Genomic DNA, 19557 nt, shown 5'->3' with positions numbered 1-19557 from the left:
AACTCCCGTGCTCGGCCCTGGATCTGGGGCAGACCCGCACCACCCACCAGGCACTTACGCCACCGCTATGTGTACGTCCTTTGAGGAATCCAGCACTAGGCCACTGTCGGCCTAGTACGCGCCCCACACGTTGTCGATCGACCCGTACCGCTGCGCCGCGTAGTTGCAGGCCGCGGTGATGTTGGCGACCGGGTCGTAGGGGTCCCACGAGGTGCCGGACACGTGGTACGCCTGGAACGTGGGGTCGATGACCTGGAGCAGGCCCTTGGAGGGGGTGCCGGCGGCCGCGTTGGAGTCCCAGTTGTTGATGGCGTAGGGGTTGCCGGACGACTCGCGGATGATGTTGCGGTAGATGCTGTCGTACGACCCGGGGATGCCGTTCTGGGCCATGACCTGGAGCGACGCCTGGATCCAGCCGTCGAGGGTGTTGGCGTAGCCCAGCGAGGTCGCCGTGGTCACGGTCGGGGTGGCGGCGGAGGCGCTGGTCGCGCCGATGACCGGGAGGGCGAGCACGGCGATGCCGGTACCGGCGACGGCGAGCTTGCGGGCGAGGCGGGACGTTCTGGTGCGACGGTGCTGAGCGGCAGCAGGCATGACGGTTCCTCTCCGGCGCCTGCGAGGTGAGCTGTCGGGTTCGGGCGGGAGATGCCCGGCCGGGTCGCCGTACGGCGACACGACTTCACCCCAAGCCGGTCCGTTGGGTCCGGCGACTTACCTGGTTCCCCCGCTCCTGCCCTGAGTTCTCGTAGGTGAGCGGTCTCCGGGCGGCGGCAGGATTCGGCGTTCCGCCCGGCCGGGAACGTATGCGAGAGCACATGTCCGGAACAAGTACCGGATTCACACAACGAGCCCATTGACCTCGGTCTGAGGTGTATGGGGTGCTTGATCCTTTGCGGGTGCCAATCACCAACTGGCGTTCGGGCAAGGCGGATCGGCGGACGCGATCACACAGCCCGCCCACAGATGGAAGTGACTCAAGTCACTGAGATGAAATGCGGCCGCAAATCGGGCAATTAACCTCAACCGGCTGTTCTCGGAATCCTCTTCTCCCACGTCCGGTGGAAAACCACCTCTCCGCCCTCCGTGCAGACCACCTCGTTGGCGGCCAGGAAGAATTCCGTCCCGTCGCAGCTGATCTCCGAGCGCGTACGGACCGTCGTGTCCCACGCGAGCTCCGGCCGGTGCAGCCGGATCGACCAGTCCGAGCGGGTGCGCGCCGACAGCGGGTCCGTTTCGTCGATCGTGTACGTCTCCAGCGCGTCCTCGGTGAACTCCAGACCGTCCGGGTACACGCGCGTGCCGCCGTACCGGGGGTCGACCTCCAGATGCCACTCACCCTTGGCGACATCGCGTACGACCAGCCGCTCGGGGCGCGGTTCGTCCAGCGTGGCGGGGAAGTTGACGCCGAGCGGCTCGGACTGCTCGGGCTCGTCGAAGGTGATCTCGCCCGCCGACTCACGGGATCGCACCGGAAGTTCCAGGAAGCTCCCCGCCGGCTCCAGCGCGAACCCCGCCGCGGAGTCGGCCTGCGGCCAGATCCACGGCCAGTACGCGGAGGAGACGGCGAGCCGGATGCGGTGCCCGGGCGGGAAGGCGTGCCCGATCCCGTTCAGCTCGAACGCCACCTCCTCGGTGGCCCCCGGCTCCCACGGCACCGCCCGGTCCCGCCCGTGCCGCGCCGACAGATTCAGCACACCCCGGGTGACCAGCGTCGACGAACCGTCCGGTGCCACATCGCAGAGCCGGGCGACGACCTGCCCGCGCGGCACCTCCGAGGTCAGCCGCAGCCGCACCCGCGGCCGTCCCAGCACCCACGTCTCCGCACCCACCGCGAACTCGAAGCAGGCCGAGCGGGCGTCCTCCTCGCGCTGGTCCGGGGGCAGGTCGGCGTCGTTCCCGAAGGGGAAGAAGCGCCCGGCGTCCACGCCCGTGTGCTGGGGGGACCGGACCAGGACGGGGGCGCCCTGAAGGCCGTACGAGACCGTCGTGACGTGGGGCGAGGGCCAGGCCGGCTCGCCGACCCAGCGGCCGGGGAGGGTGTCGTACACCGTGGCCGGGGGGTGCGAGTCGCTGACGTACGCCCGCAGCAGCGGCTCCCGCATGATCCCGGTGTCCACGCCCTTCAGATGCTGGTCCCACCAGCGCAGGGTCTCCTGGAGGAAGCCGATCGCCGGTCCCGGCGGCAGACCGCGGTCGGGGTACTGATGGGACCAGGGGCCGATGAGCCCTCGTACCCGATCGGCCGGCAGATGCCCGACCAGCCGCAGGACCGTGTCGCGGTACGGGTCGTGCCAGCCGCCCACCGCCAGGACCGCCGCGTCGATCGCGCCGTAGTCCTCGCAGACGCTGCCGTGGCGCCAGTAGTCGTCCCGGGTCTGGTGGGCCAGCCAGGTGTGGACGAAGGGGTCGACTCGCTCCAGGCGTTCGAGCCACATGTCCCGCCAGGCCGGGCCCGCGTACTGCGGGTCGGGCGGCCGGGAGACGAACGCGAGCATGGTGGCCGCCCAGGCGTGCATGTCGACCGCGAGGACGGAACCTCCCATGTAGTGCACGTCGTTGTCATAGCGGTCGTCCGTCGAGCAGACCGTGACGACCGCCTTGAGCGGCTCGGGCGCGAGGGCCGCGATCTGCAGGGAGTTGAAGCCGCCCCAGGAGATGCCGAACATGCCGACCTTGCCGCTGCACCAGGGCTGCGCCGCCAGCCAGTTGACCACCTCGACCCCGTCGGCCAGCTCGGTCGCCGAGTACTCGTCCGTCGGCATGCCCTCGCTGTTTCCGTGCCCGCGGATGTCGACGCGCACGGAGGCGTACCCGTGGCCCGCGTACCAGGGGTGGCGCTGGAAGTCGCGGGGCGCGGTCCAGTCTGAAAGCCGGTACGGGAGGTACTCGAGGAGTGCCGGTACGGGCTCGTCCGTCAGCGGGCGCCACACGCGCGCGTACAGCTGTGTCCCGTCCGGGAGCGGGATGCGGAGGTCCTCGTGGGTCGTGTCGAAGGGGAAGGACGTACGGATGTGCATGAGCGTGACCCCAGTGGCTCCGTCGGTTTCAGTGGACCGGGTGCATGGTGCGGCGCAGCCACGGTGCAGCGGCCATCACGGCGAGGCCCGCGGCCACCGCGATCGCGCCGTTGACGCCGAAGTAGGCAGGCTTGGAGACGTCGTCGTAGAGCTTCACCGTCTGGGCCTGGATGCCGTTGGCGAGGGCGAGGGACAGGAACCACAGGGACATGGTCTGGCTGGAGAAGGCGACCGGGGCGAGCTTGGTGGTGGCCGACATGCCGGAGGTCTCCAGGAGGATGTCGCCGAGGCCCAGCAGAAAGTACGAGCCGACGATCCACCAGGCGGACATCAGGTAGTCGTCGCCGTGCCCGCTGGTCGGCAGGACCATCAGCAGGAACGACAGACCGCCCAGCACGACCCCGATCGCGATCTTGTTGGAGGCGTGCGGCTGTCTGTGGCCCATCCGGACCCACAGCGCGGCGACGAAGGGCGCGAGACCGACCTCGAAGGCGCCGAGCGCGGAGGCGTACCAACTGGCCGGGAAGTCGAAGCCGAGGATCGTCGTCTCGGCGTTCGACGAGGCCAGCAGCATCATCGTGGAGTAGGCCTGGAAGAGGATGAAGTTGAAGACGGTCGAGGCCAGGAAGAGGACGATGTACGGCTTGAGGCGGCCGCGCTCCTCGGATGTGACCCGCGGGCTGCGGAACATCACCGCGAAGTAGACGACCGGCGCGATCACCGAGATCAGGGTGAGCAGGTCGACGAAGCGGTCCATGGTCAGCCCGCCGACGGCGGCGAGGAGAGCGGCGACGACCGCCACGGTGACGAGGCCCAGGACGATCAGGCGCACCGCCCGGCGCATCGCGTCCGGCGCGAGCGCGAACTCGGCGGAGTGCTTGCGTCCGGCCAGGTGACGGCGGCCCGCGACGTACTGGATCAGACCGAAGGTCATACCGATCGCGGCGGCCGAGAAACCCCAGTGCCAGCCCTTGTGGTCGCCGAGCCAGCCGGTGATCAGCGGGCCCGCGAAGGCACCGATGTTGATCGCCATGTAGTAGAGCGCGAACCCGGCGTCCCGGCGGTCGTCGTCGGTGCGGTAGAGCTTGCCGACCATGGTGGCCACGTTGGGTTTGAGCAGGCCGGTGCCCGCGCTGATGAGCCCCAGGCCCACCCAGGTCATGGTCGAGGTCGGGACGGCCATGGAGTAGTGGCCGCAGGCGATCAGGATGCCGCCCCACAGCACCGCGCGGTACGAGCCGAGCATCCGGTCGGCGAGCCAGCCGCCGGCGACCGAGACGAGGTACACGAGGGTGCCGTAGGCCGCGGAGACGGACGCGGCGGTTCCGGCCGACATGCCCATGCCCTCGTTGGCCACGGAGTCGGCGAAGTACAGGACGAGGATGGCCTGCATGCCCAGGAACGAGAAGCGCTCCCAGACCTCCAGACCGGAGAGGGTGAGCAGGCCTTTGGGCTGGCCGAAGAAGGCGGTGTCGTCCTCGGGCGGGGGTTGGCTGCCGGGATCTACGTCAACGGTTGTTCGAGACACGCTCTACTACTTCCGTGCAAGTCGGAAGATATCCGTTCTTTTCAGGTGATCAAAAACATACCGGTCGTGATCCGATACCGCCCGTGCTGCACGGGTGGGCGGCAGCGGTGATCGAAACGTGACCGGATACGCTGACTTGAGTGATGGCAGCGACCTATCGACAAACCGTGTAATCGCCAGTAGACACCAGCAGACAGGAGACCCCTCGTGACCGTCGTCGGGCCGTTCGGGCTGAGCGTGCGGGACCAGGCTCTGGAAGCCGATGTCCAGGCCGGATTGGCGGCCGTCGAGGAGGGTTTGCTCGAAGCCACCAAGAGCGAGGTCCCCTTCATCACGGAGGCCGCGCAGCACCTCGTACGGGCGGGCGGGAAGCGCTTCCGTCCGCTGCTCGTCATGCTCACTGCCCAGTTCGGCGACCCCTACGCCCCCGGAGTCGTGCCGTCGGCCGTGGTGGTGGAGCTGACCCACCTGGCGACGCTGTACCACGACGACGTGATGGACGAGGCGTCCGTGCGGCGCGGGGTCGACAGCGCGAACACCCGGTGGGGCAACTCGGTCGCGGTCCTCACCGGCGACTTCCTCTTCGCCCGTGCCTCGCACATCCTGGCCGACCTCGGTCCGGAGGCGGTCCGGGTCCAGGCCGAGGCGTTCGAGCGGTTGGTCACGGGCCAGATCCTGGAGACCGCGGGGCCGCAGGACGGTCGGGATCCGGTCGAGCACTACCTGGACGTGCTCGGCGGCAAGACCGGCTCGCTGGTCGCGGTGTCCTGCCGGTTCGGCGCGATGATGTCGGGCGCCGACGAGACGGTGGTCGACGTGCTGACGCAGTACGGCGAGCGGCTGGGCGTCGCCTTCCAGCTCGCGGACGACGTCCTGGACATCGCCTCGGACTCCCGTGAGTCCGGGAAGACCCCGGGGACGGATCTGCGCGAGGGCATCCCGACCATGCCGGTGCTGCGACTGCGGGAGCGGGCGGGGCGGCTGGGCCTCGCGGAGGACATCGCGCTGTGCGAGCTGCTGGACTCCGACCTGACCGACGACGCGCGGCACGCCGAGGCGTTGGCCGCCCTGCGGGCGCATCCCGCGCTGGAGCAGGCGCGGCGGGACACCGTGCGGTTCGCGGAGGAGGCCCGGGCGGCGCTCGCCCCGCTGCCGGAGGGCGATGTGAAGGCCGCGCTCATGGAGATGTGCGACGCGGTGGTGCACCGGGCGGGCTGACAGACCTCCCGGTGCATGTGACGTACGTCACCAATCTGGACTGAGTCCAATCTAAGATCGGCTCCGTATTCATGCCCAGAAGCTGACGCAGGGGGCGTCAGCCGCAATACGGGGAGACAAAAGAATCATGGGCATGAACGCGACGTTCTCCAAGCGCCGTAAGAGCCTCTGCGTCACCGCCGTCGCGGTGGCCGCCGCCGGTGGTGTCGCCGCCTCGGTGATTCCCGCCTTCGCCGCCGGAGGTGACCGCGCCGACCACGCGGGCCACCCGGGCGGCGAGAGCATCGTCAGCCGGAGCGGTGCCCTCGGCGGCAGTGGTGGCACGATCCTCGCCGCGAGCCTCCGGGGCGCCAACGAGGTGCCCGTCCAGGGCGGCCCCGCCGTGAACGACAAGGACGGCGCCGCACTGGAGTTCATCAAGGTCAAGGGCGACAAGGTGTCCGTAGCCGTGACCTGGCGCGGCACCGGCAGGCCCACCCTGCTCCACATCCACCAGGGCGCCAAGGGCACCAACGGCGGCGTCGAGGTCGACTTCACCAAGCTGCTCGACAAGGCCAAGGGACACAGCGTCACCGGCACCGTGAAGGTGAAGGACGGCGCACTGCTCGACGCACTGAAGTCCGACCCCGGCGCGTTCTACGCCAACCTGCACACCGCCGAGTTCCCCGGTGGAGCCGTCCGCGGCCAGCTCCACCGGGTCACCGTCGCGGGCTTCGACTTCCGGGACGCGCTGCACAACTTCCAGGCGTCCGTCGTCAAGGGCCAGCAGATCTACGAGTGCAAGCCGGCCGAGGGCGGCGGGTACGCCTTCGCCCAGCGGGACGTCAGCGCCGTGCTCGCCGGACGCATCGCGCACTCCTTCGTCGAGCCCAACTCCGGTACCCCGCAATGGATCGCGCGGGACGGCAGCGCGGTCACCGGCTCGGTCATCTCCCGCACGCCGAACGGCGCCGGGAACATCCCCGAGCTCGACCTGAAGGCCACCCGGTCCGGCAAGCACCACGGCCTGCTCGCCGACACCACCGAGATCCTGCGCCTGAACACCGTCGGCGGCGTCGCCCCGACCGGCTCCTGTACACCCGGTGCGATCGTCGGCGTGCCGTACCAGGCGGACTACGTGTTCCTGCGCGGCTGATCCACCGACGTACACGAGCGGCGTCCTTCTCCGCGACCCCTACGGGTCGGGGGAGGCGCCGCCTCCGTGTGTCATACCGCAGGTGTACGTGGAGTTGAGCCCGGGGGCTGACGTATCGCCCTGACGGATTTGGTCAGATGGGGACCACGGGAAAACACCACTCCTCACCGATTCGGGTGAGAATGGCGGCTACGGGGTGGACGAGTGGAGCAGTTGGAAGCCGCCGCCGATCACGGAGGTAGGGCACACATGGCACCGTACGGATCCGACGACAGCACGACGGCGGACGAGACCGACGACCTGCGCGCCGGACGGCGCAGGGCCGCGCGGTACGTCGTCCCGGTCGCGGTCGTGGGAGTGGCCGCGGCGACCATCGGGCTGGTCCCGGCGCTCGCCGATTCCGGCGACCCCGACCTGCCGAAGATCAGCGCACAGCAGCTCATCGAGAAGATCGCCGCGTCGGACGTGGAGCAGCTGTCCGGCACCGTGAAGATCACCACGGATCTGGGGCTGCCGGACTTCGGCGGGCTGGAGAACAGCCTGACCGGCGGCGGTTCGGGATCGGGTGACGGTTCGTCGGCCGATCCGACGTCCAAGCTCACCGCACTCGCCACCGGCACCCACACCCTGCGGGTCGCGGCCGACGGCGAGGACAAGCAGAAGCTCTCACTCCTGGAGAACGCCGCCGAGTACAGCCTCATCCACAACGGCGAGGACGTGTGGGGCTACGACAGCGGGTCCAACGAGGTCTTCCACGCCACCGCCGACGACAGCGACGGCAAGAACAAGCGGGAAGAGGTCCCGGCCACACCCAAGGACCTCACCGAGGACGCCCTCAAGGCGGTCGACGACACGACCTCCGTGACCGTCGAGGGCACCGCGCACGTCGCGGGCCGCGACGCCTACCGGCTCGTCATCAAGCCCAAGGACTCCGGGTCCACCGTCGGCCAGGTCACCGTGGCCGTGGACGCGAAGACCGGGCTGCCGCTGAAGTTCACGCTGACCCCGGCGAGCGGCGGCGCGGCGGTCGTCGACGCCGGCTTCACCCAGATCAGCTACGCCAAGCCGGCCGCGTCCACCTTCGACTTCACGCCTCCCAAGGGCGCGAAGGTCACCGAGGAGGACGCCGCCGCGGCACCCGAGCGCCACTCCGGCCGCTCCGGCGACTCCGGCCACTTCGGCGGCTCCGCCGGCGACGAGGGCTTCGCCGAGGGCGGCCCCGACGGGCTCAACGTCATCGGCGAGGGCTGGACCTCCATCGCCACCTTCGACACCGGCGGCCAGGGCATCCCGTCCGGCTCCGAGGCCGGCGGCGACTTCGGCGGCTTCCTCGACTCGCTCGGCGACAAGGCGAGCGGCAAGTTCGGTGAGGGCACGGTGTTCAAGACCCGGCTGATCAACGCCCTGATCACCGACGACGGCAAGGTCTACGTCGGTGCGGTGACCAAGGACGCGCTGGTGAAGGCGGCCAACGAGGCCAGGTAACCACCACACGCGCACGACGGATCGAGGGAGCCGATGGACCAGCCGCCCGCCACGGAGTCGCAACCGGAGGGCGACGGCGACAGCGCGGACGTGGGTGACACCGTCATCCACACCCGCGCGCTCACCAAGCGCTACCGCGGCGGGCAGCTCGCCGTCGACGGTCTCGACCTGACCGTCCCGGCGGGCAGCGTCTTCGGCTTCCTCGGCCCGAACGGCTCGGGCAAGACCACCACCATCCGCATGCTGATGGGCCTCATCGAACCGACCTCCGGGTCGGCCCGGGTGCTGGACCGCCCCATGCCGCGCTCCTCCCGCGCCGTACTGCCGCACGTGGGCGCGCTCATCGAGGGCCCCGCGCTCTACGGCTTCCTCTCCGGCCGCGACAACCTCATCCGCTACGACGCCGCCGACCCGACCGCCGACCCCCGCACCCGGCGCGCACGCGTCGCGACGGCACTGGACCGGGTGGGCCTGGCGGCCGCGTCCGGCAAGAAGGCCAAGGCGTACTCGCTGGGCATGAAGCAGCGCCTGGGCCTCGCGGCGGCCCTCCTCCAGCCCCGCAAGCTCCTCGTGCTCGACGAGCCGACCAACGGCCTCGACCCGCAGGGGATGCGTGAGATCCGCTCCCTGGTGCGGGAGTTGGCCTCCGACGGCACGACCGTCTTTCTGTCCTCGCATCTGCTGGACGAGATCGAGCAGGTCTGCACCCACGCGGCCGTGATGGCCCAGGGCCGCCTGATCACGCAGGGCCCGGTGGCCGACCTGGCGGCGGGGACGCGCGGACGGCTGGTGGTGACGACTCCGGACACGGGGGACGCGGCGCGGGTGCTGAAGGAACAGGGCGTCGCGGATGTCGTGGTGGCCGAGGACCGGGTGACCGCGGATCCCCCGGACGGCGAACTGGCCGACATCAACGCCGCGTTGGTGGGAGCGGGCGTGCGCGTACGGGCCTTCGGGGTGGAACGGGCCTCGCTGGAGGACGCCTTCGTGGCGCTGACGGGAGAGGGCTTCGATGTCGCGGGCTGAGGTCCTGGTCAAGCCGAGTCCGTTGTGGACCTTCGGGTTGTTCCGCAGTGAGCTGATCACCACCTTCCGCCGCTGGCGCACCCTCGCCCTCCTCGGCGTCCTCGCGGCCGTACCGATCCTCGTCGGCATCGCCGTGAAGATCGAGACGGGCGACGGCGGCGGCCCCCGAGGAGGCGGCGGTGGCGGCCCCGCCTTCGTCTCGCAGATCACCAACAACGGCCTGTTCCTGGTCTTCACCGCACTCGCCGCCACCCTCCCCTTCTTCCTCCCCATGGCCATCGGCGTCATCGCGGGCGACGCGATAGCCGGTGAGTCGAACGCCGGCACCCTGCGCTACCTCCTGGTCGCCCCGGCCGGCCGCACCCGCCTCCTGCTCACCAAGTACGCGACGGTGATGACCTTCTGCCTCGTGGCCACCCTGGTGGTCGCGACCTCGGCCCTCACGGTCGGCGCCCTGCTCTTCCCACTGGGGGATCTGACCACCATCTCCGGCACGCAGATCAGCTTCGGCGAAGGCCTCGGCCGGGCCTTCCTGATCGCCCTGGTCGTCGCCGCGTCACTGACCGGCGTGGCGGCTCTCGGCCTGTTCGTGTCGACACTGACCGGCAGCGGCATCGCCGCGATGGCGACGACCGTGGGCCTGCTCATCACGGTCCAGATCCTCGACCAGATCCCCCAACTGCACGCGATCCAGCCGTACTTCTTCTCCCACTACTGGCTGTCCTTCGCCGACCTCATGCGCGAACCCGTCTACTGGGACGACCTGGTGAAGAACCTCGGCCTCCAGGCCCTGTACGCGGCGGTGTTCGGCTCGGCGGCATGGGCGAGGTTCACGACGAAGGACATCACGGCCTGAGCGCCGGTCACGGGGTGTCGTACGGGAAACGCGCGAGCGGTGCCTCCTGGGCGAAGAACGTCTTCGCGCGGGCCAGCGCCTCCGTGTCGCCGCGTACGTCGCCCGGCTTGCTGCCGTTGCCGAGCAGTACCCCGCCGAACCGCATCCGCATGTACGCGGCCGAGTGGTGCAGGGTCCCGATCAGCGGGTCGGCGACCTCGAACTCCTCGTGCGCGAGCGCGGTGACACCCCACAGGGTGCGGCCCGCGAGCGTGCCCTTGAAGTCGGCACCGGGGGTGCGCAGCCAGCCCGACCAGTGGTCGAGGTAGCGCTTGGCCTGTCCGGAGAGCGAGTACCAGTACAGCGGGGACGCGATCACGATGTCCGTCGCCGCGAGGGTGGCGTCGAACAGCAGCCCGACGTTCCCCTCGGTCGGTCGCGCATGGTCGCTGTCGTGCCGCAGGTCCTCGAAGTCGGGCAGCGGGTGGTCGTTGAGGTCGATCCACTGCTGCTCGACGTCGTCGGCCAACTGCTCGGCCGCCGTGCGTGCCAGCAGCTCGGTGTTGCCGTCGTCGCGGCTGCTGCCGAGCACGAACAGGAAACGGCGCGTCATGGAATCCCCCAGGTGATGGACGTCGTACGCCGATTATATGCGCATGCAAGTATCTGTCGAGGGGGTGTCGTGTGCGGGGACCGTCAGCGCGACCGGCCGGTGAGGCGGGCCAGGGGCGCGGTCTCGCGCGGGGGACGTCCGCCGAGATCGCCGAGGCGCCAGTCGGGCACCCACGGCACGCGGTAGACGTCGATCAGCGACTCGATCACCTTGACGTGCTGGGCCAGCGGCTTCGGCAGCCGGCCCGGGGCGTCCGCGACGAGCACCACGGCGTCGAGGTCGAGGCCGTGCGGGGCCGCTCCGCGCCGGAAGGCGTCCAGAGCGCGCAGGACGGCGGCCAGCCCGCTCGCATGGGTGCGGGCGACGAGCAGTACGGACGGGGGAGCGTCGGGGCCGGGCCAGTCGCGTCCGCAGTCGTGGCCGCCGTACACGGCGGCGAGCGTGGACACACCGGCGCCGCCATGGGTGCCGACGAAGGAGAAACGCCGGGCGGTGGCATGGGCGGCGGCGGGCCCCGCAGGTCCCTCCGGTACGGTCACCGGACCACGGATCCAGATCTCCGGTCCCTGCGCCTGCTGCACGTACGGTCTCCTTTCCGGGGCCGTCCCCCCGCCGGGCTGGGACGAGCCTGTGACGCCACGGTGACGTGAGAACCGTGAGCGAGCGGAGAGACTACTCAACAGTACGTGTACGACCGGCTCTTGATGCCGGGGGAGCGGGAGGATGGCGGCCGATGGAGGCACCATGGAGTTCGGACACGCCGTCCACCCACTCCCCGACGGATCCGAGTGAGGGAACGATGTCGCGACTCAGCCGTGAGAAGCGGGACCAGCAGGGCGCCGCACAGCCGGCCGTGCTCGCGGCGGCACCGATCGACGTCCTGGTCGGCCCGGCCGGCGCGTCGGTGGGCGGCGTACCGGTGACGCCGATCCCCGGCGAGGAGATCCACCAGACCGTCCTCGACCACCTCCACCGCATCGCCCTCGCCACCGGCCACCCCGTCCACGCCACGGTCCACGACAACCGCATCGGCTACGTGCTCGCCCTGCGCATCGGCACGGACGGCTCGAGCCAGTTCACGGCGGAACCGGCACCGACGGCTCCGCCGGGGGTACCGGGTGGGGTGTCCCGGTCGGTGAGCGAGCCGGGTCAGGTGCCGTACGCGCTACCGGGGTCTGGCGAGCCGGGGGAGGCTTTCGGGCCGGAGGACTCGGGCCGGGTGTCGTATGCGGGTGAATCGGGCCAGGGGTCGTACGCGGGGGAGCCGGGTCAGGTGTCGCCCTCGCGGGAGCAGGGGCGACTGCCGGGGTCCGGGGAGCCGCGGGATGCTCTTCGGCTGGGAGCCGCCGAGTCGGGTGGAGCCTCCACCCCGCCCGCCGTGCCGCCCACCGACGCACCCGCCGGACCTGTCGTCGGCTCTGCCGAGCCCGCCGACCAGCCTCCTCGGGACAAGCCCACCCATCTCTTCCGCCAGACCCCCGAGCCCCCGACCTTCCCGCTCCGCGCCCTGCCGGACCCGGAGGGCCAGGAGCCCCGGGACGCCGTGCCGACGTTCCGGCTGCGGGCCGTGCCCGAGTGGGTGGCGGAGGCGGCGCCCGGTACGGTCGCACCCCCGACGGGTCAGTTCGGGCCGCCGCCCGTGATGGACGCCCCGGTGACGGACGTACCCCCGGCAGACGCACCGCCGACGGACGCCAGGCCGGAAACCGCCCCACGCCCCACGCCGACCGCCCGCCCTGAGCCCAGCTCCGGGCCCGTGTCGACCTCCGGTCCCGCCCCGACGTCCGGGGCTGCGCCCAGCTCCGGTCTCGCACCTACTTCCGGTCCCGCGCCCAGCTCGGGGCCCGTGTCGACCTCCGGTCCCGCCCCGACGTCCGGGGCAGCACCCACCTCCGGCCCCACGCCGACCGCCCGCCCTGAGCCCAGCTCGGGGCCCGTGTCGACCTCCGGTCCCGCCCCGACGTCCGGGGCAGCACCCACCTCCGGCCTCGCACCTACTTCCGGTCCCGCGCCCAGCTCCGGCCTCGCACCCGCCTCCGGCCCCGCGCCCACCCCCGCCCGCAAGCCCATCCTCGGCTTCACCGCCGCCACCCCCATCGACGATCCCGACCCCAAGCCCACCCCGCCCCGCGGCTTCGATGCCGTGGCCGAGGCCGTGCTCGGGGACGATCCGGCGACGGCGTACGACGGTGGGGGGGCCGTGTTCCTCACCGGGCCGATGGCGCGGATCAACGAGGCCGTGAAGGCGGGCCGGGTGACGGAGGCCGCGCAGCTCGCCGAGCAGACGGTCGGGGAGGCCTCCCGCACGCTCGGCCCGGACCACCCCGAGGTGCTGCGGCTGCTGGAACTCACGGCGTACATCGCCTACTTGGCCGGCGACCCGACCCGCGCCTTCGGACTCTCCCTGGACCTGGCCCACACCCGCCACCACGCGAGGGACACGGAGGCCGCGTACGGAAACATCCAGAGCGCGGCGACCGCCTGGCGTGCCGTACGCGACCCCGAGCAGGGCCTGCGCATGGGAGTCGACCTGATCGGCCTGTGGACCGAGCTGACCATGGAGGGCGGCGCGGCAGCCGAGGACATCGAGCAACTCGAGTCCGCCCGGACCCGGATGGGCCGTCTCGCCGAGCGCGCCCGCAAGCTCAACTCCTAGGAGGACAGCTCCCACACGGCGTACGCCGCCGCGTCACTGTTCCGGTTCAGGGCCGTGTCGCTGATGTTCGACGTCGTGTCGCAGGACGAGTGGTAGCACCGGTCGAACGCCTGCCCGGACGTCCCGCCCCACTTGGCCACCTGCGCCGCCGTCTTCGTACGGCTCGCGCCCGTGAACAGCCCGCCCACCGGCACCCCCGCGCTCTTGAACGGCGCATGGTCCGAGCGGCCGTCGCCCTCGGTCTCGATCTCGGTGGGGACGCCTAGGCCGGTGAAGTAGTCCTTGAAGGTCTTCTCGATCGCCGGGTCGTCGTCGTAGACGAAGTAGCCGGGGTTGGGCGAGCCGATCATGTCGAAGTTCAGATACCCGCTGATCTTCGCCCGGTTCGTCGAGGACAGGTTGTTGACGTAGTAGCGGGAGCCCACAAGGCCCAGCTCCTCCGCGCCCCACCAGGCGAACCGCAGATGCTTGGTGGGCTGGTACCCGGCTCTCGACACGGCCAGCGCGGTCTCCAGGACCGCCGCCGAACCGGACCCGTTGTCGTTGATGCCCGCCCCGGACGTGACGCTGTCCAGATGCGAGCCGGCCATGACGACCTGGTTGGTGTCGCCGCCCGGCCAGTCCGCGATCAGGTTGTAGCCGACGCGGCTGGAGGACGTGAACTGCTGGATGGTCGTGGTGTATCCGGCGGCGTCCAGCTTGGCCTTCACATAGTCGAGCGAGGCCTTGTAACCGGCGCGGCCGTGCGCCCGGTTGCCGCCGTTGGCGGTGGCGATGGACTGGAGCTGGGTGAGGTGGGCCTTGACGTTGGCCACGGGGATGTCGGGCGCGGCGGCAGCGGTCACCTCGGGCGCGGGCGCCGCGCCGGCTATGGATCCGCCGGTCAACAGCATGACGGCCGTGACGAGACCAGCCGTCGACGCACGCCCGGAAACGGAGAGCTTCATGGTGGGGGGCTCCGAATTCCTCGGGAATCACAGGGATTCCACAGCGAATGGGGTGCCTGGATGGTGAAGCTGTGACTAACTCTCCGTCAAGAGCGGTATCAGGACACGAAGTTCGGATTCCGGAACCCGTCGACGTGATCGGCCGTGCAGGGATCCGAGGCCCCCGCTCGGAGCTCACTGCACACAGAACTCGTTCCCCTCCGGATCCGCCATCACCACCCACTCGCCCCCGGCCTCCTTCACCTCCCGCAGCACGCTCGCGCCGAGCCCCGTCAGCCGCTCCACCTCGGACGCCCGCTTCCCCTCGCCCGGGTGCAGGTCGAGATGGAGCCGGTTCTTGACCGTCTTTTCCTCCGGAACCCGCTGGAACAGCAGCCGCCGGCCGAGGCCGGTGCCGCTGTCCTTGTCGTAGGGATCGTCGGGATGCCGGACGGCGACCAGGTCGCGGAAGGCGAGCCGGGCGTGGAACTCGACGGTGGCCTCGCGGGGGAGGGCGCCGAGCTCCAGCAGGCGCTGGATCAAGGCGTCGTTGTCCTCGATCTCGTACTGCAGCGCGGCGGCCCAGAAGTCGGCCTGCGCTTGGGGGTTTCCGGCATCGATGACGAGCTTCCAGTGCACAGGAGTCATGCGTTCACTTATAGCGCCGCCCACTGACAAACCCCGGCATCACGGCCCGCTGGACCGCCTCCGCATCGCGCTGGTCGTACGCCTCCCGCGCCGCCGCGATCTCCCCCTGATGCACCTCCGTCCACGTCACCAACGACTGGATCGTGGCGTGCAACGTCCCGCCCAGTGGCGTCAGTTCGTACTCCACCCGCGGCGGCACCACCGGATGCACTGTCCGTTTCACCAGCCCGTCCCGCTCCAGCTGCCGCAGCGTCACGGTCAGCATGCGCTGGCTGACTCCGTCGATCTCGCGGCGCAGCTGGGTGAAGCGGAGCCGCCGGTTCTCCAGCAGGGCGATGACAAGAAGCGACCACTTGTCGGCGACCCGATCGAGAATCTGCCTTACCTGGCAGTCCTCCCGGGTGTCCCATTGGAAGGGGTCGGCGTCGCCGTAGTCCACGGTGCTCTCGCAGTAACCAGGTGACTTCGAAGTGCCTTCTTCCATGTCTGTCGATGCTGCCGGAGGCTGGGGGTGGTTACAAGAGGGAACCGACCCTCATTCGGGTAACCGTCCCCCTACTTACGGAGCACTGCCATGGGCACGCGCGCGTGGGCGCTGTTACTCGTCCTCTGCGGAACGATCTTCCTGGAGGGCGCCGACATCGCGATGATGGCGATCGCCATCCCGTCGATCAGATCCGACCTCGGGCTCGCGACGGACACCGCGGCGTGGGCGATGAGCGCCTATGTCCTCGGCTACGCCGGCTTCACCCTGCTCGGCGGCCGCGCCGCCGACCTGCTCGGCCGCCGCCGGATGTTCCTGCTCTGGCTGGGGGTCTTCCTCGCCTTCTCCGGCCTCGGCGGGTTCGCGACCGAGGGCTGGATGCTGATCGTCGCCCGCTTCGTCACCGGGATGGCCTCCGCGTTCATGACACCGGCCGCACTGTCCCTGATCACGACCTCGTACCCGGCGGGCCCGCAGCGCGACAAGGCCCTCCTCGTCTACGCCGGTACCGGCGCCGGCGGCTTCTCACTGGGCCTGGTGATCGGCGGCCTGCTCACCTCGCTCGACTGGCGCTGGGTGTTCTTCGCCCCGGTGCTGATGGCGGGCGCGCTGCTGGTGGCGGCGGTCCGGGTGATTCCGCACCAGGAGGCCCCGCGGACCGGGCGCGGGAGCTTCGACCTGCCCGGCACGGTCACCGTCGCCGGCGCCATGCTGCTGGCCGCCTACACCGTCGTACGACTGGAGCACGGCCTGCACGGCTGGCCGTTGACGGCGGCATCGGCCCTCGCGGCGCTCCTGCTCGCGGTGCTCTTCGTGGCCGTCGAACGCCGCTGCGCGAACCCCCTCGTCCGGCTCGGCATCCTGCGCGAGGGGCCGGTGGCCCGCGCCAACGTCGGCATGATGCTCTTCGTCGGGGCCTTCTTCGGCTTCCAGTTCGTCGTGACGCTGTATCTGCAGGAACTGCGCGGCTGGTCGGCGCTCCAGACCGCGATCGCCCTGGTCATCATGGGATGCGACGCCGTGCTGGCGCCCACTCTCACCCCGCGGCTGGTGGCGCGTTTCGGGCACGCGCGCGTGATCGTCGTCGGCTTCGCGCTGGCGGTGGTGGCGTACGGGCTGTTCCTGCCGGTCGGCATGGACTGGCCGTATCTGGCGATGCTGCCGACGCTGTTCGTCGCGGGCACCGCCTTCGCGCTGGCGTACGGGCCGCTGACGATCGCGGCGACCGAAGGGGTGAGCGATGCCGAGCAGGGGCTGGCCGGCGGGCTGCTGACCACGTCCACCCAGTTCGGCTCGGCGGTCGGGATCTCGGCGGTGACGGCCGTCTACGGCTTGGCTTCCACCGGGTCGGGGCCTGAGGAGACGCTCTCCGCGTTCCGTGCGGCGCTCGTGGTGCCCGTCGCGATGGTGGTGCTGGGCCTGCTGCTCTCCGCCCTGAGCCTGCGGGCCGTGCGCAGCGCGTCCCAGGTGAGCAGCGACAGCGCCAGCCAGACCAGCGAGAAGCCGGCCCAGCGCTCCGGCGGCATGGCCTCGTGGAAGTAGGTGATGCCGAGCAGGAACTGGAAGACCGGCGCGAGGTACTGGAGCAGCCCGAGGGTGGAGAGGGGCACGCGGATGGCCGCCGCGCCGAAGCAGACCAGGGGGAGCGCGGTGACCAGGCCGGTCCCGGCGAGCAGGGCGGCGTGCCCGGGGCCCTCGGTGGCGATGGTGGCGTCGCCGTGCGCGGTCAGCCACAGCAGATAGCCGAGCGCGGGCAGGAACTGGATCGCGGTCTCGGCGGCCAGCGACTCGAGTCCGCCGAGGTTGACCTTCTTCTTCACCAGGCCGTACGTGGCGAAGGAGAAGGCGAGAACGAGTGAGATCCACGGCGGACGCCCGTACCCGACGGTGAGCACGACCACGGCGCCGGCCCCGACGGCGACCGCCGCCCACTGCACGGGCCGCAGCCGCTCCTTCAGGAGCAGCACGCCCATCGCGATGGTGACCAGGGGGTTGATGAAGTAGCCGAGCGAGGCCTCGACGACCCGTTCGTTGTTCACGGCCCAGATGTAGACGCCCCAGTTGACGGCGATGGTGGCCGCGGCGACCGAGATGAGCGCGAGCTTGCGCGGCTGCCGCAGCAGCTCGCCGGCCCACTTCCAGCGTCGTACGACGACCAGCGCCAGGGTGACGACGAGGAAGGACCAGGCCATCCGGTGGGCGAGCACCTCGGCCGAGCCGGCGGGCTTCAGCAGGGGGAAGTAGAGCGGGAACAGCCCCCACATCCCGTACGCGGCGAAGCCGTTCAGCAGTCCTATGTGGCGCTCACCCCTTGGCTTCCCGCTCACGGGCCCTCCCTCTCACGTCGACCTCGCCTGCACGAAGGTAACGCCGAGCACCCCCGCCTGTCATGCCCGTATCGCTATACGGTCATGACAGGCGGGGGTCGGAGGTTCAAGGGCCCTCGGGGGGAGTGATCAGCCCTTGAGCGCGACCGCGATCGCCTCGGACAGCGGGCTGGTGGGACGGCCGGCGAGCCGGGAGAGGTCACCGGAGGAGACGACGAGCTCGCCCTCCGCTATGGAGGCGTCCACGCCCGCGAGGATCGCGGCGAGCGGCGCGGGCAGCCCGGCACCGGCCAGGATGCCGGTGTACTCCTCGACCGAGACGGAGTTGTAGGCGATCTCCTTGCCGGTCTGGCTGCCGAGCTCGGCCGCGTACTCGGCGAAGCTCCACGCCTCGTCGCCGCCCAGCTCGTACGTCTGGTTCTCGTGGCCCTCGCCGGTCAGCACGGCGACCGCGGCGGCCGCGTAGTCGGCGCGCGAGGCGGAGGAGACCCGGCCCTCGCCGGCGGCCTGGGTGACGGCGCTGTACTGGAGGACGGGAGCGAGGTTCTCGGTGTAGTTCTCGTGGTACCAGCCGTTGCGCAGCAGCGCGTACGGCAGGCCGGAGGCGAGGAGCGCCTCCTCGGTGCCGCGGTGGTCGTCGGCGAGCGCGGCGGTGAGGGAGCCGGGGGCGCTGGTGTACGCGAGCAGGGCCACGCCGGCGGCCTTGGCGGCGTCGATGACGACCTTGTGCTGGTTGACCCGGCCCTTGTCGAACTCGTTGCCGGAGATCAGCAGCACCTTGTCGCCGGAGGCGAAGAGACTGCCGAAGGTCTCGGGAGAGTTGTAGTCCGCGATCGCGAGCTTCACACCCTTCGCCGCGAAGTCGGCGCCCTTCTCGGCGCTGCGGACGACGGCGGTGACCTGGTCGGCCGGCACCTTCTCCAGCAGCTGCTCGATGACGTGGCGGCCCAGGTGTCCGGTGGCTCCGGTGACGACGATGCTCATGGTGTGCGATCTCCTTGTGGGGTGCGGTGACGCTAACTCTAGGAGGTGCGCTAACTGATGGAAAGTACCCACTTTGAAGTAAGGTACTGGCATGGCAGTAAGTAGCGTGGAGACGAGTGCCGAGGCCATGTGCCCGCACCGCCTGGTCCTGGAGCACGTCACCAGCCGCTGGGGCGTCCTGGTCCTGATCGCCCTCCTGGACCGCTCGTACCGCTTCAGCGAGCTCCGCCGCGAGATCGGCGGCCTCGGCCGCGGCGTCAGCGAGAAGATGCTCACCCAGACCCTCCAGACGCTGGAACGGGACGGCTTCGTCCACCGCGACGCCAAGCCGGTCATCCCCCCACGCGTCGACTACTCCCTCACCGACCTGGGCCGCGAGGCGGCGGAGCAGGTGCGGGGGCTCGCGGTGTGGACGGAGACGCGGATGGGGGCGGTGCAGGAGGCGCGGGAGGGGTACGACGCGCGGAAACGGGCCTCTGAGCAGGGATGATGTAGCTGCGTCGAGCACTCTGGACGAATGCGGACGGCGCGCGGTGGGCACATACATGTCAGGGCGTTGGCCGACATCAGACGTACGTCCACCCATGCGCCCCCTTTCCGCCTCCCGTACCGGCTTGAGTCGCCCGGCATGCTGGGGGCGGGCGCTGTGCCCACCCGCACGCCGGTCCTCGTACC

The 19557-nt window shown here is 70.5% G+C and carries 17 protein-coding genes, 1 pseudogene and 1 riboswitch; of the genes and pseudogenes, 8 read left to right on the top strand and 10 right to left on the bottom strand.

The window, feature by feature from the left end; translation table 11 throughout:
* Window positions 1-111: 111 nt before the first annotated feature.
* The 3 genes from ACWD3I_RS39000 to ACWD3I_RS38990 all read right to left on the bottom strand — a co-directional run bounded on the left by ACWD3I_RS39000 (window position 112) and on the right by ACWD3I_RS38990 (window position 4545).
* On the bottom strand, window positions 112-594 hold the full coding sequence (locus ACWD3I_RS39000; RefSeq protein ID WP_365411495.1) for a transglycosylase SLT domain-containing protein: 483 nt from the start codon (window positions 592-594) through the stop codon (window positions 112-114).
* A gap of 1 nt (window position 595) precedes the next feature.
* Window positions 596-766, bottom strand: a riboswitch (cyclic di-AMP (ydaO/yuaA leader).
* A 253-nt stretch (window positions 767-1019) separates the two neighbouring features.
* A complete protein-coding gene (locus ACWD3I_RS38995) occupies window positions 1020-3017 on the bottom strand; it encodes a CocE/NonD family hydrolase (RefSeq protein WP_365411498.1) in 1998 nt (665 codons plus the stop codon).
* Between the two features lie 28 nt (window positions 3018-3045).
* Window positions 3046-4545: a peptide MFS transporter gene (locus ACWD3I_RS38990; RefSeq protein ID WP_365411501.1), complete on the bottom strand. Its 1500-nt coding sequence runs from the start codon at window positions 4543-4545 to the stop codon at window positions 3046-3048.
* A 207-nt stretch (window positions 4546-4752) separates the two neighbouring features.
* On the opposite strand from ACWD3I_RS38990, the gene ACWD3I_RS38985 reads away from it, so the two are divergent.
* From ACWD3I_RS38985 to ACWD3I_RS38965, 5 genes are all read left to right on the top strand, one after another.
* A complete protein-coding gene (locus ACWD3I_RS38985) occupies window positions 4753-5763 on the top strand; it encodes a polyprenyl synthetase family protein (protein WP_365411504.1) in 1011 nt (336 codons plus the stop codon).
* A gap of 133 nt (window positions 5764-5896) precedes the next feature.
* On the top strand, window positions 5897-6898 hold the full coding sequence (locus ACWD3I_RS38980; RefSeq protein WP_365411507.1) for a CHRD domain-containing protein: 1002 nt from the start codon (window positions 5897-5899) through the stop codon (window positions 6896-6898).
* A gap of 249 nt (window positions 6899-7147) precedes the next feature.
* Window positions 7148-8383 carry a LolA family protein gene (locus ACWD3I_RS38975; protein WP_365411510.1) on the top strand — a complete coding sequence of 412 codons (1236 nt, stop codon included), beginning with the start codon at window positions 7148-7150 and terminating at the stop codon, window positions 8381-8383.
* Window positions 8384-8416: 33 nt separating this feature from the next.
* Entirely contained in the window at window positions 8417-9409 is a 993-nt protein-coding gene (locus ACWD3I_RS38970) for an ABC transporter ATP-binding protein (RefSeq protein WP_365411513.1), read from the top strand.
* Window positions 9396-10265, top strand: coding sequence for an ABC transporter permease (locus ACWD3I_RS38965; RefSeq protein ID WP_365411516.1), 870 nt, complete (start codon window positions 9396-9398; stop codon window positions 10263-10265). Before ACWD3I_RS38970 ends, ACWD3I_RS38965 begins: the two co-directional genes overlap by 14 nt.
* A gap of 7 nt (window positions 10266-10272) precedes the next feature.
* On the opposite strand, the gene ACWD3I_RS38960 is transcribed toward ACWD3I_RS38965, so the two are convergent.
* Window positions 10273-10857: a flavodoxin family protein gene (locus ACWD3I_RS38960; RefSeq protein WP_365411519.1), complete on the bottom strand. Its 585-nt coding sequence runs from the start codon at window positions 10855-10857 to the stop codon at window positions 10273-10275.
* 83 nt (window positions 10858-10940) lie between these two features.
* Window positions 10941-11438 carry a DUF6668 family protein gene (locus ACWD3I_RS38955; protein WP_365411522.1) on the bottom strand — a complete coding sequence of 166 codons (498 nt, stop codon included), beginning with the start codon at window positions 11436-11438 and terminating at the stop codon, window positions 10941-10943.
* A gap of 218 nt (window positions 11439-11656) precedes the next feature.
* Here ACWD3I_RS38955 and ACWD3I_RS38950 point away from each other — a divergent pair, with 218 nt between their 5' ends.
* Complete coding sequence (locus tag ACWD3I_RS38950) at window positions 11657-13513, top strand: tetratricopeptide repeat protein (protein WP_365411525.1); 1857 nt, start codon at window positions 11657-11659, stop codon at window positions 13511-13513.
* Here the strand turns inward: ACWD3I_RS38950 and ACWD3I_RS38945 are convergent.
* The 3 genes from ACWD3I_RS38945 to ACWD3I_RS38935 all read right to left on the bottom strand — a co-directional run bounded on the left by ACWD3I_RS38945 (window position 13510) and on the right by ACWD3I_RS38935 (window position 15571).
* Window positions 13510-14460: a M28 family metallopeptidase gene (locus ACWD3I_RS38945; protein ID WP_361546754.1), complete on the bottom strand. Its 951-nt coding sequence runs from the start codon at window positions 14458-14460 to the stop codon at window positions 13510-13512. The genes ACWD3I_RS38950 and ACWD3I_RS38945 overlap by 4 nt on opposite strands.
* 174 nt (window positions 14461-14634) lie before the next feature.
* The gene (locus tag ACWD3I_RS38940; RefSeq protein ID WP_365411528.1) at window positions 14635-15087 is read right to left on the bottom strand and encodes a VOC family protein; all 453 of its coding nucleotides are present in this window, start codon (window positions 15085-15087) and stop codon (window positions 14635-14637) included.
* A gap of 4 nt (window positions 15088-15091) precedes the next feature.
* A complete protein-coding gene (locus ACWD3I_RS38935) occupies window positions 15092-15571 on the bottom strand; it encodes a winged helix-turn-helix transcriptional regulator (protein WP_365411531.1) in 480 nt (159 codons plus the stop codon).
* Between the two features lie 90 nt (window positions 15572-15661).
* Here ACWD3I_RS38935 and ACWD3I_RS38930 point away from each other — a divergent pair.
* Window positions 15662-16816 (top strand): annotated as a pseudogene (locus tag ACWD3I_RS38930) (MFS transporter); the annotation flags it as partial.
* An 80-nt stretch (window positions 16817-16896) separates the two neighbouring features.
* On the opposite strand, the gene rarD reads toward ACWD3I_RS38930, so the two are convergent.
* Window positions 16897-17898: an EamA family transporter RarD gene (gene rarD / locus ACWD3I_RS38925; RefSeq protein ID WP_365411534.1), complete on the bottom strand. Its 1002-nt coding sequence runs from the start codon at window positions 17896-17898 to the stop codon at window positions 16897-16899.
* Window positions 17899-18027: 129 nt separating this feature from the next.
* The gene (locus ACWD3I_RS38920) at window positions 18028-18882 is read right to left on the bottom strand and encodes an SDR family oxidoreductase (protein ID WP_365411537.1); all 855 of its coding nucleotides are present in this window, start codon (window positions 18880-18882) and stop codon (window positions 18028-18030) included.
* 91 nt (window positions 18883-18973) lie between these two features.
* Between ACWD3I_RS38920 and ACWD3I_RS38915 the strand changes: the two genes are divergently transcribed.
* On the top strand, window positions 18974-19372 hold the full coding sequence (locus ACWD3I_RS38915) for a winged helix-turn-helix transcriptional regulator (protein ID WP_365411540.1): 399 nt from the start codon (window positions 18974-18976) through the stop codon (window positions 19370-19372).
* The last annotated feature ends 185 nt before the right edge of the window (window positions 19373-19557 follow it).

This window comes from Streptomyces sp. NPDC002817, assembly GCF_053592055.1.
This window is presented reverse-complemented; position numbering and strand designations above follow the sequence as displayed.

Bases quoted from the DNA above. Each gene is read 5' to 3' on its own strand.
- ACWD3I_RS39000 (WP_365411495.1), bottom strand. From the start codon at position 594: ATGCCTGCTGCCGCTCAGCACCGTCGCACCAGAACGTCCCGCCTCGCC.
- ACWD3I_RS38995 (WP_365411498.1), bottom strand. From the start codon at position 3,017: ATGCACATCCGTACGTCCTTCCCCTTCGACACGACCCACGAGGACCTC.
- ACWD3I_RS38980 (WP_365411507.1), top strand. From the start codon at position 5,897: ATGAACGCGACGTTCTCCAAGCGCCGTAAGAGCCTCTGCGTCACCGCC.
- ACWD3I_RS38975 (WP_365411510.1), top strand. From the start codon at position 7,148: ATGGCACCGTACGGATCCGACGACAGCACGACGGCGGACGAGACCGAC.
- ACWD3I_RS38970 (WP_365411513.1), top strand. From the start codon at position 8,417: ATGGACCAGCCGCCCGCCACGGAGTCGCAACCGGAGGGCGACGGCGAC.
- ACWD3I_RS38965 (WP_365411516.1), top strand. From the start codon at position 9,396: ATGTCGCGGGCTGAGGTCCTGGTCAAGCCGAGTCCGTTGTGGACCTTC.
- ACWD3I_RS38960 (WP_365411519.1), bottom strand. From the start codon at position 10,857: ATGACGCGCCGTTTCCTGTTCGTGCTCGGCAGCAGCCGCGACGACGGC.
- ACWD3I_RS38950 (WP_365411525.1), top strand. From the start codon at position 11,657: ATGTCGCGACTCAGCCGTGAGAAGCGGGACCAGCAGGGCGCCGCACAG.
- ACWD3I_RS38945 (WP_361546754.1), bottom strand. From the start codon at position 14,460: ATGAAGCTCTCCGTTTCCGGGCGTGCGTCGACGGCTGGTCTCGTCACG.
- ACWD3I_RS38940 (WP_365411528.1), bottom strand. From the start codon at position 15,087: ATGACTCCTGTGCACTGGAAGCTCGTCATCGATGCCGGAAACCCCCAA.
- ACWD3I_RS38935 (WP_365411531.1), bottom strand. From the start codon at position 15,571: ATGGAAGAAGGCACTTCGAAGTCACCTGGTTACTGCGAGAGCACCGTG.
- ACWD3I_RS38920 (WP_365411537.1), bottom strand. From the start codon at position 18,882: ATGAGCATCGTCGTCACCGGAGCCACCGGACACCTGGGCCGCCACGTC.
- ACWD3I_RS38915 (WP_365411540.1), top strand. From the start codon at position 18,974: ATGGCAGTAAGTAGCGTGGAGACGAGTGCCGAGGCCATGTGCCCGCAC.